Annotated in this window: 10 protein-coding genes and 1 CRISPR repeat array; of the genes, 3 read left to right on the plus strand and 7 right to left on the minus strand. The window is 57.8% G+C overall.

Going from position 1 to position 14829, the window contains the following annotated elements:
- Positions 1–8: 8 nt before the first annotated feature.
- From HY298_07735 to cas12b, 5 genes are all read right to left on the minus strand, one after another.
- Positions 9–521 carry a hypothetical protein gene (locus tag HY298_07735; GenBank protein MBI3850165.1) on the minus strand — a complete coding sequence of 171 codons (513 nt, stop codon included), beginning with the start codon at positions 519–521 and terminating at the stop codon, positions 9–11.
- 224 nt (positions 522–745) lie between these two features.
- Positions 746–1060, minus strand: coding sequence for a DUF3303 family protein (locus tag HY298_07740; GenBank protein ID MBI3850166.1), 315 nt, complete (start codon positions 1058–1060; stop codon positions 746–748).
- 263 nt (positions 1061–1323) lie between these two features.
- Positions 1324–1639: direct repeats of the CRISPR family, unit length 37 nt; unit sequence CCGCCTCACGATTCCTGAAGTCGCGGTGACTGCGCGT.
- Positions 1640–1947: 308 nt separating this feature from the next.
- Positions 1948–2238 carry a CRISPR-associated endonuclease Cas2 gene (cas2, locus tag HY298_07745; GenBank protein ID MBI3850167.1) on the minus strand — a complete coding sequence of 97 codons (291 nt, stop codon included), beginning with the start codon at positions 2236–2238 and terminating at the stop codon, positions 1948–1950.
- Positions 2239–2273: 35 nt separating this feature from the next.
- Positions 2274–4076 (minus strand): CRISPR-associated endonuclease Cas1, encoded by a 1803-nt coding sequence (gene cas1, locus HY298_07750; protein ID MBI3850168.1) that lies wholly within the window; start codon positions 4074–4076, stop codon positions 2274–2276.
- The gene (gene cas12b / locus HY298_07755; GenBank protein ID MBI3850169.1) at positions 4073–8308 is read right to left on the minus strand and encodes a type V CRISPR-associated protein Cas12b; all 4236 of its coding nucleotides are present in this window, start codon (positions 8306–8308) and stop codon (positions 4073–4075) included. Before cas12b ends, cas1 begins: the two co-directional genes overlap by 4 nt.
- Before the next feature lie 581 nt (positions 8309–8889).
- On the opposite strand from cas12b, the gene HY298_07760 reads away from it, so the two are divergent.
- The 3 genes from HY298_07760 to HY298_07770 all read left to right on the plus strand — a co-directional run bounded on the left by HY298_07760 (position 8890) and on the right by HY298_07770 (position 13009).
- Positions 8890–10590: a hypothetical protein gene (locus HY298_07760; protein MBI3850170.1), complete on the plus strand. Its 1701-nt coding sequence runs from the start codon at positions 8890–8892 to the stop codon at positions 10588–10590.
- 899 nt (positions 10591–11489) lie between these two features.
- Positions 11490–12302: a prepilin-type N-terminal cleavage/methylation domain-containing protein gene (locus HY298_07765; GenBank protein ID MBI3850171.1), complete on the plus strand. Its 813-nt coding sequence runs from the start codon at positions 11490–11492 to the stop codon at positions 12300–12302.
- Between the two features lie 56 nt (positions 12303–12358).
- Entirely contained in the window at positions 12359–13009 is a 651-nt protein-coding gene (locus tag HY298_07770; protein MBI3850172.1) for a hypothetical protein, read from the plus strand.
- Between the two features lie 396 nt (positions 13010–13405).
- On the opposite strand, the gene HY298_07775 is transcribed toward HY298_07770, so the two are convergent.
- The gene (locus HY298_07775) at positions 13406–13825 is read right to left on the minus strand and encodes a VOC family protein (GenBank protein MBI3850173.1); all 420 of its coding nucleotides are present in this window, start codon (positions 13823–13825) and stop codon (positions 13406–13408) included.
- Between the two features lie 166 nt (positions 13826–13991).
- On the minus strand, positions 13992–14702 hold the full coding sequence (locus HY298_07780) for a class I SAM-dependent methyltransferase (protein ID MBI3850174.1): 711 nt from the start codon (positions 14700–14702) through the stop codon (positions 13992–13994).
- Between the last annotated feature and the right edge of the window lie 127 nt (positions 14703–14829).

Genomic DNA, 14829 nt, shown 5'->3' on the forward strand with positions numbered 1-14829 from the left:
CAGCGTGGTCAGGCTGCAGGACGCCTCCACGTGGATGTGACCGACACGAGAAAGAAAAGCACGAGGGTCAGACTCTCAAAGCCATTGAAAAGCGCCGCACCAAGCGGTGCGGGAACCCGATCCGCCACAGGTGCCAGCAGCAAAAGAAGACCGAAATTCGCCAGCGCCGTCCACCGTGGATAGGAACTCTTGCCCGATAGAACGAGTATCAGAAGGAGGATCGCTCCCAGGTAAGCCGGTCCCTTCGCTAGATCGTAGGTAAGACCGTAGTAGTTATGCAGCGCTTCTATTAAGTCCTGCGCAGTCCCGCCGTGAGCCGCCGAATACCTGATGGCCAGAGCCAGGGGAACCACCAGTGCATGAACCACGCTCACAGCGACCATCGCTGCACCCAACGCGAAGAACACAACACGCCCAAGGAACGGACTGCGATCTACAAGGTTTTGCCGCACATGCCAGAATCCCAGCAGACACAGACAACCGGCGATTGGCCCCAGCAAGCCCCCCATGAAGAGGCGCATCTGAGAACTTTCTTGCAGCATCCTGCGCGTTCCCTCGCGGGCGGTGCCTCCGGCCCCCCAATGGCCGGTCAAGAGCATATCACCAATGAAGAACAAGAGCGCTCCAGCGAGTCCAGCCACTCCCGCCCAGCGCGTATATCTGAGTTCATTTTGCATGGTAAGAGTAGCTGCGGCCTGACGACCCAATATGGTTTATCCGAAGCTATTCGTGGCTGGCGAGGACGTCACTTGCGTTTGAGTCCATCGCGCCAGGCAATCGTTTCCAGTTCGACGCGGACGGCGTCCGCGACGGGAATCACGGGGCGCGCCTCGAATACAAAAGCCGGCCAGGTCGAGCAGACCTTGTGAACGGTCGCCGGATCGTCGCAGTCCACCAGCATGTGGCCGCCCCACTCGCCTACGCGCACGACAAACACCTCGATCTTGAAATTGGCGGGCGCCTGCCACTGGGTGAAAACCTCCAGTATCCGCTTCTGGGCATTCTCGTATTCCATGGGCGAACCTTGCGGACGTTCGAACCAACTGATCATGTATTTCATATTCTCCTTTATTGGGTTGAGGTCATCGGAACGGTGACCGGTTAAACGGGAATTTCGTCATTGAATTGGCTGAGGACTACCACGACGGATTCGTTTTCTCAATCTCTTTTGAATGGCTTCTAACAGTCATCATTGAGCGGAATTTGAGATCTTCAAGAATCGGAGAAGTTTTAACCTGCGGCGGCAACCGCTGGCCGCTTGCCGAGAAGTCTAAGCGATTCAGAGCGCGCAGAAAGGCCAGCGGTTGCCGCCGCAGGTTAGTTCCGCCTCACGATTCCTGAAGTCGCGGTGACTGCGCGTTGATCCGCGCCTCGGCTTCAGTAGCGTCGTCTTCCGCCTCACGATTCCTGAAGTCGCGGTGACTGCGCGTTTCCTTCGGTGGACGGATACCAGAATCCCCCAGCCGCCTCACGATTCCTGAAGTCGCGGTGACTGCGCGTCAGAATCACCAATGAAATCAAGCCAATGATGACCGCCTCACGATTCCTGAAGTCGCGGTGACTGCGCGTCATCGGCGTCGCGGCGGCGCTGTTGCTCGGGCTCCGCCTCACGATTCCTGAAGTCGCGGTGACTGCGCGCCGTTCGTTTTAACTTCCTCTGCCGCATCGGTCGGCTCGCGTGTTTACGAGCGCGGTCGTTTTTGGGGAAGCAGTCTTCGGTAATTTCAATTCGGAGTGCACATTCCCTTTCAAAGTCAGCGCAATTCTTATTGCGAGCGCTGTTGCGGCCGAGCGCCAGCACTGCCGCGCTCGCGCCGCGCCGCCGCGTTCAGGCGCAGTCATTCGCGATTTCAAGGATCATGTCAACCCAATGGCGGAAGGTTGATGGTCGGTGGCCATGGCCGGAATTCATTCAATGCTTTCGAGCGCGACTTGCAAGCCCGAAAATCAAATAATCGTCACGCGCGTCCGGACGGTATAGGGCAGTCCCATCGCTTCAATGATCAAGCTGGCGTCGTTGGCACTCGGACCAAGCGAGACGAACAACACCTGATCTTCGTCATGTTTCACAATGGGTTGAAGCGCGGCCTTGAGCATGGCCATTCGCATATCGTCGAGCGGGCACTCGAAGACCGAATACTGCAGCCGCACGCCGAAGCCTTCGAGCGCGCGTGCCACACGCCGAAGCCGCTTTGGCTCGCAAATATCGTAGCTGACGAGGTAGCGGATTCGAGACACAGGAGGTTGATGGTTGATGGTTGAAAGTTGAGTGTTCAGCGGGTTGTAAAACCGTGATACGCCGCCGCCTCGCCGCGCACAAACCGCCACAACTGTCGCGCCTGGACTTCCAGCATTCGGCGATACGCCATCTTGTATTCAAACTCCGGATGGCTGACTTCCGTGTCGCAGCGGCGAAACCACGCTTCCCAAAACGCCTTTCGCCCGCGGTCACTTAGAAACGTGCCGTTCGCGCCCCGCATGAAATCCTCCGGGCCAAGCTCGCCACGATTCACGAGCGAGATGGCGACGCTGTCCGCAACGAGTGGGCGAAACTCCTCCATCAAATCCAGCGCGAGGGCAGGGCGGCCATAGCGCGGTTGGTGCATGAAGCCGAGAAACGGATCCAGCCCGACTGCGTGGCAAACTCCGGTGAGTTCCTTCGCCAGCATCGAGTAGCCGAGCGACAGCAGCGCGTTCACCGGATCGCGCGGCGGACGCCGATTGCGCCCGCGCCAGTCGAACTTCCAATCCTCCCGCTGCTTGAGCATGGATTCGAATTGCTCGAAATAAATCGCTGCCGCGTTGCCTTCGATGCCGAGCAGTTCCGTCATCTCGCGCGCGGATTCGGTGGCGTCGCGGAAATTCACCATCAACTTCAACACGCGCTCCGGCACGTCGCCGTTGCGCATGAGCATCACGCGCTGGTTGTGAATTTTGGCGCGGATGACTTCTCTCGCAAGTTGCAGCCGCACGCCGGGCAATTCAAACAGCCGGTATTGCCCGCGCCGCGCGTCCACGCCGCTGGCCGGCAGCGCCCGCAGCAAACCGAGAAACCGCCCCGCCGGACTGAAGTAGGAAACATCAATACCCAGGTCCAAACACGTCTCCACCGCCTGCGCCGTGATTTGCACCGCGCCGTAGCAATAGATCGCGCGCACCTGCTGGCCGGGAATCTTCCGCACGTCCTCGCCCTTCACGCTCACAAGCAACTGGTCGCCGCGCTGCCCGATCTGCGCGCCGGGCGTTTGCACCACCAGCACCTCACCGTCGTCGTGCTCCGGGCGTGGTGGTTCGAGCGTCGGTGGTCCTTTGCCCGACTCGGCGGCAAAATCCAACGCTTCGAGAATCCGGTCGCGGACGGCATCTTCGGTTTGGCCGATGAAACCGAATTGAGTTTGCCCGTCCGTTTCCGCTGGTTTACGTCGCTTCGACCACCACAGCGTTTCGTTGGGCAGACAAATCGGATACGCGGAGCAGTAGAGACACCGCGCATCGTTCTTCAACGGTGGCGGGCAGCGACCGCTCGCGGCCACGCCCCGCGCCTCCTCAATCGTGCGGCGGACTTTGGCAAACAACTCCTCGCTCAACTCCACCGGCACGCGACGTTTGTCCGCCGCGTAATAAATCGCGCCGCGAACCGCGTTGACGCCATGCTCGCGCAACAACAGCGCGTGCGCGGCCACCTGCATGGCGTCCGGCTCTTTCGCCACGCGCTCGCCCTCCGCGTTGCGCCGGGCCGAGCCTTTCTTGTAATCAATGATCTCCGCGCCGTCCGGCCCGCCCTCGACGATGTCCACCACGCCGATGAGGCCGAGCGCTTCGCTTTCCAGCCGCAGACTGCGAATCTTCGCGCCCTCCGGCAGGCCGAGTTCCTTGGCATCCTCCAGTTTGGACGGCGCGTCCACGTTGCGATGGACATGGCTGCCGGCCACCGTATCCGCGTTCTCCTGAAAAATGTTCTCGACCCACTGGAAATAAAACAGCCGCGGGCAATAGATGAAGTTGTGCAGCCGACGCACCGGCATCGGCGGCTGCGCCTCAAGTCCGGCCTGGGTCTGAACCGGGGCGTCGCTCATGTGTACTGCATCGGAACATCGTCCTCTTGGTCCGGAGTTGCGACTACCTGCGGCGTGTGATCCCCGGGTTGAAATCCCCATTGCCGCATCCGCTCACTATTGATCTCGCGGCAGCGGGTCCATTCCCGGTCCCGAACTGATTTCCATAGGCCGCGCCCGCTGGCTAAGGGAAGCGGTAAGTCCCCAATGGCCGCTTTGTCAAACATCGCCAACTTCCCAAGATCCACAAAGAAATTTGGCTTTCCACCCTCGCGAGCCAGGGCCGCTTGTTGCGTTTCATTGACCATCTTGATGTCGGGCGGTTTGCTTCCCCAGCGTGCCTTCTCGCGTTTGCTTTCCGCACGAACCTGGAACTTCCCGTCTGTCGTTTCTGAGCGAATGCGGACGTGTACCGCGTGCGCGTCCGGCGCGGCGATGGCGCGCAGGCCAAGATTGATGGCGGCATTGATGTCCGCTTGCATGACGGGGAGCTTTGAAGCGGCCGGCACGAAGAGAGGACCGAGCGGCATGGGCACGAGCAATGTCCGCGGAACCTTGTTCGCCCGGCCTTCGTTTGCTTTTGCCAGCCAGTCAAACAACTCGCGGGTGGATTCATCGCCATCAGCCAAACGCTTCTTCCACGGGAATGTATTACGGTCTTCGTTCCGAATCTCCCGTGCGCGAAAGCCCGCCACGCCCGTCCGCGAGCAGAACTTGGAGGAGTAGGCGGCGGGAGTTTCCAGCACGGGGATACCGAACGCCTGACAAAGTTCCTTCACCTTGTCCGTTACCTGGCGGTGGCACCACTTCATCAATCGCAGGTTTTCCTTTCGCTCGCGTGTCTGTGAACTCAGGTAAGCCGACAGATCTTCGAGGACGACGAAGTCCACAGGCTTACGCCCCGGGATCGGCTCATACTCGCCATGCAAATCCTTCGCTGCTCGCTCCTCCACAGAAGCCTGATGCGGACGCAAGCGCACCCCGAGCGCCTGCGCGACAATCATGTGTGCTGTCTGGTTCACGCGCTGCTCCTTGGTGCGGTCGAGCTTGTCCAAAATATCCGGGCAGCAATCCGGCAGCGGATCGTTGCGCATCTCGCGCCCGCTCTTGGGCGCGGTTCCTGGTTCGCGTTGGAGCGCGCGATTGAGCGATTGAAAGCGGCGGCGCAATTCCTCCAGTTGTTCGATACGTTCAAGCGAAAGTCCGCGTTGCCCCGCAATCAGCGGTTTGTGATCGGCGGCTTCCACCATTTCCACCAGATGGCAGCCCTTCTTCCCGAATTCCTGGTCCGGATGGTTGTTCCACGCCCATTTGCGTCCGCGTAGGGGCACGCAGCGATTGGCGATGCGAACGAGTTGTTCGGGCAGGAATGAGTTAAGTCGTTCGATCTCCGCTTTGATGAGCGTTAGGAGCGGGCCAACCTCCTTGGCTTCCGCACGCGGTCGCAAATCGGTTCGTCGTTCCTGTTCCAGCAATTCCGCGAGAGCACGGTCGCGTTTACTTTCATCACCCAGCATCCAGAGCCAGCGATGGCAGCGTGCCAGCCAGCCTTGCGCCCGCCCAAACACGCGGAGCAACTTGCCGTTCAACTCGGGGAACGACCATGTCTTGGGGTCGTCGCCTATCCAAGACGTGACAACTTCCTCTGCGTTCAGCTTTCCCTCCTTTGCATCGGCTACGAAATCGGCAAGCCGGCGAATAAGGTCTCGCGTCTCTTTCCATTCGTCATCCGTCGCAAGGCGTCCCTTTTCTCCGGAAAGTTCCTCCTGCCATTTGCCATCGCGCCACACCCGCGCATCTTCGCCCGGCAGGCGCAAGACTCCGGCGGCGGCGAGGCCGGCGCTCCAAGTCTTGCCATTCGTGTTGCCCAATTCTCGCGCCGGTTTCTTGCCCCAGCCCGCATTTGCTCGGACATCCAGCAACGCATAGGCGCCCGCGTCTCGTTGTCCGAGGTCAACCGGCAAACAAGTAAAGGCATCCAACGCCTCCCACCACGGACCCGCCTTGCGCAACGCGGGTGTTTCCTCTTGCGGCCAGCGCAGGAAAAACTTTTGTTCGTCGTCACCTTTGCCGAAAGCGACGAACTGGCTAACCCACCGTGCTTGTGAGCCGACAGCTTTGTGCAAGGCACTCGGGTCGAGCGACACCGGAAAGTTGAGCAAATGCCGGAACTCCTCGCCCTGCCGGTTGGGCATCAGAGAAACCGCGCATTTGGAAAAATCTTGCGATGTGGGTTCGGGAAGATTCAAGGCCGCCATCATCGGTTGCAACCACGCCGCACGTTCGAGGTCTTCGCCACTCGCTTTGCGCAGTCCATCTCGGCTCAAACGCGGCGCGGAGTAATGCAACCGCACCCGCGTTTCTTTCCAGATGCCATTGGTGTTCACGGCCAACGATACATCCACGCCAAACCCGTGAGGTGTTGCGTTCGGCACATGCTCCGACTTCGCTCGGCCCATGAGGTCAGAAAACATGAACAGCCGGCGCGAGTGTTCCGCGTCTGCCGGTGTAAACCTGATGGGTTCCTTGAGGCGCGCAATGTCCGTCTGCAATTCCAGGTAGTGCTGGTAATCCTCGACGATGCGCTCTGAGAACCCGGCCTTTTGCTGCGCAGCGGCTGTCGCTTCGTCCGGCGTCGCCCACAAGCACCAGTAATCTTTTTCGAGCAGCTTCTTGAACAATGTCACGCTGCCGATGCGCTCCTTGTTCTCCGCCTGGAACTCGTCGGTAGCAGCAATCAGTTTTCCATAAACTTCGTCCGAGAACGGTTGGCCTGGCTTCACCTTCTTGTTCCACAGCGCGACGAGGTCGCGATAGCAGCGCAGCGTGCGGGGGTGCAGCCCATACGCCACGCTCTCACCCTCAGCCAGATAATGTTCCTCTGCCAGTTCCACTTCGATCAGATGCTTCACTTTCTCAAAACGAGGGTCGCCCTTGAGGACGGCTGGCAGCTCTTCCTCGACGTGCTCCGCGCGCTTGAGCTTGGTGGCCTTGCCATCCATCCAATCCAGTTCTGCCTGTAACCCGGCGGCTTTCTGCAAACGTTCCTGCGTTTTCAGACGAAACTGGTTTGCTGTCTTCAACGCCTCCTTGAAGGCGGCGATGTCGAACTCGCTCCACAGCAGATCGACCGGGCCTTTGCCACCCCAACAGGGCAGGCTGGTAAAAGCAGGAAACACATAACCGCGATTGCCGCGCGCAAGTTTGATCGGGTCGTCACCCATGCTAACAAGTCGGTCCGCTGTGCCCGCTGCGACTTTGGCTGTCTGCCGAGCCGGAGACTTCGGAGCAGGGAATGAGTCGCGAAGGACTTCAAACGTAACGAGTGAGCGTTCGACGTACGCGAACAAGAGGTAGGCGAAAAACCGGCGCTTCAGCGCTTCCTTGTTGATACTGCCGCCGGCATACGCCGGGTACGCAGCCGAGTCTGGCAGCGCTCCGATCTTCTTCTCAAGATGTTCCGCAATTGCAGTCAGTCGGGAATCCTTCCCTTTTAGCCAAGCCAGCGCCTCCAACAATTTGTCTCGTGCTTCCTTCCCTGACACTGGATTCGCGTTCGGAATCGGGTTGGCGAAGAAGCCGAATTTCAGTTTGGCGGCAATGGCATCAGGATTTCGTGCGGATTCAGGATCATGCAGCAGCGCCGGCAAAGTGGTCTTGGCTTCAGCCTTCTGCAAGGATGCGGCTCCGCGTGGGAACTGTCCGTTGTAGCCGGGCCAGCAGAGCCGGGGCAGATAACCGCGCCCTTCTTGTTGAATCGCCGAATCTCCACCCAGGTCTTCGACCAACGCATCGACCGCCAGTTGCAACAATTCCTTGCTTGATGAATTCCCATCGAGGGTAGCGGCGAAAGCGTCTTCGATGGTTGCTTGGGTTTTGCCGGGCAACACGTACGGCATAATCACGGCGCACAGTCCTCTGAAGCGTCTGCTCTTGCGGATGAAGGGTTGCCACACATCCGCAAGCTGCTTCCGCAATTTCCCCATCGGGGTAGTTTCATCACTGGCCAGCGCAGCAAGGCAGAACAGATAATAATTCACCGCGTCCTGAAAGAGTTGGTGGTGCTGCCAGAGGGCGGCTTGCCATTTGGCTTTCGCCTGCTTGGGGTCGTCAGCGAACGGCAGCCACGGATTCTGATTTCGACACCTCACCTCGGTCCTCTCCCCGGTCGAGGCGGAGAGGATGCGCGGCGCGTGCTGGTCCGGGTTGGCGATTTCGACGTTGGTGACCTTGCCTTGGTAGATGCGGTTCATTCGCTGCTCGGTTGAGAGTTGAGTGGTTCTTTGCGCGCTTTTGCGGTCAACGTTTCCAGACTTTCTTTGCCGATTCTCGCCGACGGTAGCGAAGAACTGGACTGGTTGAAAGTTGAGGGGTTGTTTGAAGGTTGAGGGTTGAGGGTTGAGGGGTTGTTTGAAGGTTGAGAGTTGAGGGTTGAGGGTTGAGAGTTCAGACGGACGAAGAAGCGAATCGACACCTCACCCTTGATCCCTCTCCCAGATCGATGCGGAGAGGGCGCGGTACGCTCTGTGTGTTCTTTTGCGGCCAATTCAGTTCGCGTATTCATCGTGTTTCGCGGTTGATGGGAATCGACAAGACAGGAAGTTGGGAGTTGAGGGTTGAACTTGGAGGGTTGAGAGTTGAGTGGGTTGATACCTGTTTTCCCGGTCGTGGACAATCTCAATTGTCTGATCTTTATGCGCGTGTCTGCGCCCAGACCGGTCGCCGAAAAGGCGCAAGGCAATGGGGTTGACAACCATTTCGGGCGGGGCGGATGATGCGCCATAACCAAACTGCCCAGCGTCATAATGCAAATGTCGATCGTAAATCCACTACCATGAAAGCTTCGTTGTTAAACCTGTTCATCATGGCATCTCCCATTCTCTTGAGCGCACGGAGTCACAGCGAACCCATCGCCGTCGTTCCGCTCTTCGTCCTTCAGAATGATACCAACCTCGCCATTTCCTGGCCGTACCCGTCCACCGGGTTCGGTCTCGAATTCTCGACGAACCTGAACACGACGAGCTGGCAGCCTGTCGCCGGAACTGCAGTTTCCAACAATGGCCGCTGGGAGGTCACGACACCGGTCAACCGGCTGGGCGGCTTCTTTCGCTTGAAGAATCACCTCGAACATTTCGGATTCTGGGCGGGATCATTGGCTCCGGGAGGATCCATCGCCGAGCAGCGCGGCTCGCTCAATTTCACGTATCTGCAAGCGGGATTTAGCGACACTTTATCCGATCAGGCCATTTCCGCGGGCATGAGATTGCTCGTGCCTTCTCCAGACTTTAGTGACACCAACGCGGTCAATGCGATCAAGCCTTATACCAACAACATCCTTGCTTTCTTCATGATGGATGAACCCGACTGCGTCGCGGGAGGGGACACGAATTACTTAAATACACTTTTAACTTCCATTGAGACAGAAATCGTCAAAGTGAAAGCCAATTTCCCGGGCGCCAAGACCATGTTCACGGTCGGTTGCCCTTTTTGGAGCTATAGCAATTTCCGCATTCCTGCCGGCATGGATTATATCGCAATTGAAAGTTACGGCAGCACAGGCGTTCCCGCCACGACGAAGACCGAATGGTTGGACAAGATCGCTTATCTAAAATCCTATATGAATGGCGACCAAAGAATCTTCCTGATGCCGGGGGCGACGGAAAACTATGGGACGGAATCCCAGCTTATCCAGAAGGCAAACGATATTTACAATTACGCGCAGACCGACCCGTTGGTCATTGGTGTGTTTCCGTTCGACTGGTACAGCGATAATTATGATTGCGCGAGCGTCGGAGTATTCTGCGGGAACGGCGTGCCGGCCACCAATTACGCCATCCCTGTCATTGGCAACCGAAGCGTGCGCGATCTGCCCAACTTGCGGGCGCGCTATATTCAGATCGGGCAAGCCATCATGAACGGCCCTTTTCTGGACTTCGGCACGGGTGGGCCTGCGATCGAATTCCTCGGTGGCGCCAGCCTGCCCGGTTCGCCTTGGATTGCATCAGGAGGAGCAACGGCCGTCGTGAATTTTTTTGACCCGGAACTCGGCGCCACGAATCAGGCCTTGCGAATCAGCTCCGGTTCGAGTTTGAACGAGTGGTACGTTGCGCTGGGTGGCGTGGATGAACTGGCGGTCGGCGCGCGATTTCGCCTTGTGGCCTTCAGTCCCACGGGCAAAGAAAACCTTTTGTGTTTGACGACCCATTCCACGCCGATGTCGCCGGCGCCCTCCATCACGCTCGTCAATGGCCGTTACAAACTCTGGAGTTATGTTGATCCCGATACGTTCGGACAGCCAGGGTTGGAGATAGCCGATATCGGCCCGGTGGTCACCAACGCCTGGCACATCGCGTATCTCTACGCCCGGAACGACGGCAAGGTGAAGTTGTGGTGGGATGGGAATCTGGTTTTCGACGGCACGGCGCCGCCGGCCAATCCGTACGATTGCTATGTCGAATGGGGCAGCGGCGCGTGGCAGTACGACGCGACCACCACGGTGGACTTTGATTGGGTGGCTTACGGCAATAACTTTTGATGGCGCGGCTGCGCTGACCGGTTTGTGCGATGGGTTTGTTGGACGCTTCAGTGCGAGACTGGAAATGAAGCACGCGAGTTCCTTCTCCTGGGGGAGAAGGCTAGGATGAGGGCGAGTTAAGAAAACCAACTGATCTTTTTGTCCAACGCCCGCCCTCACCCCGGCCCTCTCCCCCAAGGAGAGGGAGGATCGCTTCCCGTCTGACGGAAGTGCGCGCGGATGGACTTGCCGGAAGAGCAACGGCGCGTGACGGAAGTGCTGAAGGAACTTACTGCTCCGCCGGGCTGGCTTGTCTGAAACGGCGCTGGTTAATCAAATGAAGAAAAACAGAGCCAGGAACAGCGCCAACAAACTATAAATCACCACTTCCACAACCAGCTCGACGGTCTCGCGCTTGACGGAATGACTTTTCATGACGTTCATGTCATTTGATTGGTTCAAAGCAAAAATTCTCCACGAATTGATGCAAGTCAAGCGGTTTGCATGGTTGTGATTTCGATTCGGAAAACCGCGAGTGCGAACAGCAGAGAAAAACCGTTGCAACCCGATTCTGGCCGGAAGGGAAATCTCTCCGCGAACTCCGTAGCAGCGGATGTAAGTCCGCTCCATCTGAATTAGATGAAAGTCAGAGCCGACTCACGTCGGCGGCTACGGTTCGGGCGATCCAATGCGCGGAATTTTCTTTTAGGCGAATTCTCTCCCCAAGGATAGGGGGAATCGCTTCCAGTCTAAAGGATGTGTGCGCGACTGGGCTTGGCGAACAGTTGGCCGAAAAATGCAAGTGCGCTTGCCGGCGGCAAGCGCGCCGCAAGAGAGCTTGCTAAATCCTGCTGGTCGGCGTATCAATAGCTCGAACATTGAAACCCAGAGGGTTGAGCCATCAACAGACCAGTCTTTGAATGGAAATTATGAAACAATTGGAACCTTCAACCGTCACGAAGCAATCGCAGGGCTTCACCTTGATCGAACTGCTGGTGGTCATCGCCATCATTGCCATTCTGGCGGGACTGCTTTTGCCGGCGCTGGCCAAGGCCAAGGAGAAAGGGCGGGCCATAAGTTGCCTGAGCAACATCAAACAGTTGGGTTTGGGTTACAAAATGTATTCGGACGACAACTCTGATGACATGGTGGCTTTGTATCTGTTCAACGCCCCTCCTCCAGGTGCCTTTATTCCCAGCGATGGGGTCATGTGGTGGGTGGATTGCCTCCGGCCATATATCCAAACAACCAACGTCTGCAAATGCGCGAGCGTGAAAAGCGATTTCGGGATCGCGGGGAGCCATCCCGAACTTACGTGGTGGGCATCGGACCCTAAGGGCCACCCGCCAACCAAACTGGCTAGAATCAAACGGCCGGTTGAATCCATTCCATTTGCCGATTTCGGCGTGGTTGCCAATCCGGCTGAAAAAGATCCTGATAAGTGGGTGGTGGTGCCCAACCCAACGCCAATTCCACCCTATTGGCCTCGCCCCTTTTGGCGTACGCCAGCCAATCAAGGTTATTTCGATAGTGACCCCCAACGTCCGGTGAATCGGCACAGTGGCAAGGGCAACACCGGCTACGTCGACGGCCACGCGGAGGCGATTAAAGTCAGCCGCATTGGCCTGCAGTATTATCCCGGTAAGAATGAGGCAGGGCAGAGCGCAACCGGCGTGCAATGGCTGGGTGGCAACGGGAAATACGACCCACGCTGGATGTGGGACCTGGAATGAGGTCCTCGCAAAAAAATAACCACCGGCTCCTCCTGCGGCAAATTCCCTAAGTCGGCATGATAAAAAAGACGATTGGTCCGCTAATCTTGATTCTAGTGATTGCCGCCGCGGCGGTGTGGATTTATCGCAGCATGTCCGACCGCTCCACGAACTTCAATTTGAATCCTTATTATGCACTCGGCGCGGGAGTGGCGGAGGAAACCGGCAAGCTGCTCGGCAATAAAGGCCAGGTGCTGATCATCGCGCCTGACACCAGCCAGTTCAAGAATCCGGCAGTGGATGGACAACTGAAGTCCTTCCAGGACGCAATGCACAAAAACAAGTCCATATCGGTAGCCGCCACGGTGAGATTCAAATTGACGCCGATGGAGCAAATGGCGGCGGGTGGGTCGGTGCCGCGCGATTTCTTTCTTAACGCCTTGCAAAGTCATCCCAACGTTGGCGCCGTGGTTTTGTTCTGCGGCTTTCCGCCGTTAGGGTTGCCAGACTACGACACGTTGAAACAAAGCGGTGCCAAAGTGGTCGTGGCGTCTGGTTATCTGCCGTCTTACCGGAAACTGCTGGAGGGGCAGTTGATTCACCTCGCCATCGTTCCGCGATTCGACCGCACTGACGCGCCCGCCAAAGAACCAAAGACGCTGCGTGAATGGTTCGATAGGGATTTCGTCGTGATCACGCCCGACAACACGGCGACGTTGCCGTACTGACGAAGACCAGTAGCCGCCGACGTGAGAAGGGGGAATCCTCCGAGCATCTTGTCGATCTCATCCGCCTCATTACTTCTGCGGCTATTGCAGTTGCCAGGAGGACTTTCCGGATCGACCGGCGTGCGAAGGTAGGGCGCAACCTCCGGGCGCGCCGCAAACTCCCGCGAACCTACGACGGCGCGCCCGGAGGTCGCGTCCTGCCACGCTTCGTTTTCGGGTATTGGGCTATGCACTTAATTCCCCTTGGCCCATCGGACACGCTAAAGCGTGAACTCCAACGCCGTGCGAGGGCCATTTCCGTTGGAGTTCAACCTTTACGTTGTCCCCCATTTGCCTGAAGGGGAATCAAGTGCGTAGCCCTATTCGGATATTATTTTCGGCAATCACTCCACCTTTTCAACGGGTGGGCAACTCGCTTTCGTCAATGCCCCAGATTCTGGGCGACGCCAGTTCGAGGCTGTTGCCCGCGGGATCGCGGAAATAAATTGAACGGCCGCCGTTCGGCCAGTTGATTTCGCGCTCGATCGCCACGCCGTTGCGTTCCAGATGGGAGCGCCAGGTTGGAAGTTCATCCTCCGTTACTGCAAAGGCGGCGTGGCCCGGTCCGTCCGCGCCGTGGGGCGGAAGACCGGTGCCCAGTTCGCGCGTCTTTGCCGGATTGAAAATTAAAAAGACGCGACGACCACAGCGGAAGAAAACGTGACGGCCCGCCAGCCGGGCGGTGACCTCCAGCCCAAGAACGGTGGAGTAAAACTTCTCAGCCGCATCCAAGTCGCCGACATAAAGACAGGTTTCCAGGATTTCGCTGACTCGCATGAATGAATCTATCTACACGTCGGCAAGAATTGCGAGGCAGGAATGGAGAAACACTGAACCCACCCCCTTGTCCCTCCCAGGAGGGGAGCAGCGCATGCTGGATTCTTCCCCTCCTGGGCGGGGTCAGGGGCTGTTAGAAAATAAATTATTACACTCGTTCCAACATTCAGTCTTTGCGGCGCGACTTTGACCGCAACACCAGGATTTGATTCCAACCCTGCACAAATTCGAAATCGCTGCGGATGACTTCGCTCGCGATGCCGTGGGTTTCGAGTTCCTTGCGCAATTGATCCAGTTGCGGATACGGCTTGCGGTTCATGCCGGCGGGCGGAAAGAGGCGCACCTCACCTGCGCTCACCCGCGCCAGTTCCCGGGCCGCCGCGACGTGGAACGGATAATCAAACCGGTCGTCGTAGATGAACAGGAAGTGGGCCGAGAGGACGAGATCGAATTGCCCGTCGGCAAACGGCAGGTTCGGCAGGAACGCGGGAACGTAACTGGCTTTGCGGCGCTGAAAATCCGCACAAAACAAATCCAGTGTCCGTCGCCGCGCGGCGCGCATTTCCTCCATCGAGTGATAATAGCGCGACAGGTACGCGTGCTGGACTTTTTCCACCTCGTCCATGACGTGATCGATGTCCACCTCGCCAATGGCGCGCAGTTTTTCGACGGAGTTTTCAAACAACGGATCGATGGCGGTCACGTTGATTCCCAGTTCAGCCGCCTCCGCTGCGAAGGAGGCCGCGCCCGAGGGACAATCGAGCACGGATTTTCCTTCGAGGGCTGGCAGGTCGAGGTTGAAGAACAGTTTGTATTCAGCCAGTGAACGTCCGTAAAAAACGACGCGTTCCAAGTGTAGTTGATCGGCTTGTTGCATAAGCATTCCAATCTGGATACTCCAGAGCGGCCATTTTCCTGAAAACCGGATTCAAGTCCAGCCCGATGAATGGGTTTGGGTGAGCGGCCAGGATGGATCCAAGATTGGAGCGCGGACAGCCTTGTCC

This window comes from Verrucomicrobiota bacterium (genome assembly GCA_016200005.1).
Lineage (GTDB): Bacteria > Verrucomicrobiota > Verrucomicrobiia > Limisphaerales > PALSA-1396 > PALSA-1396.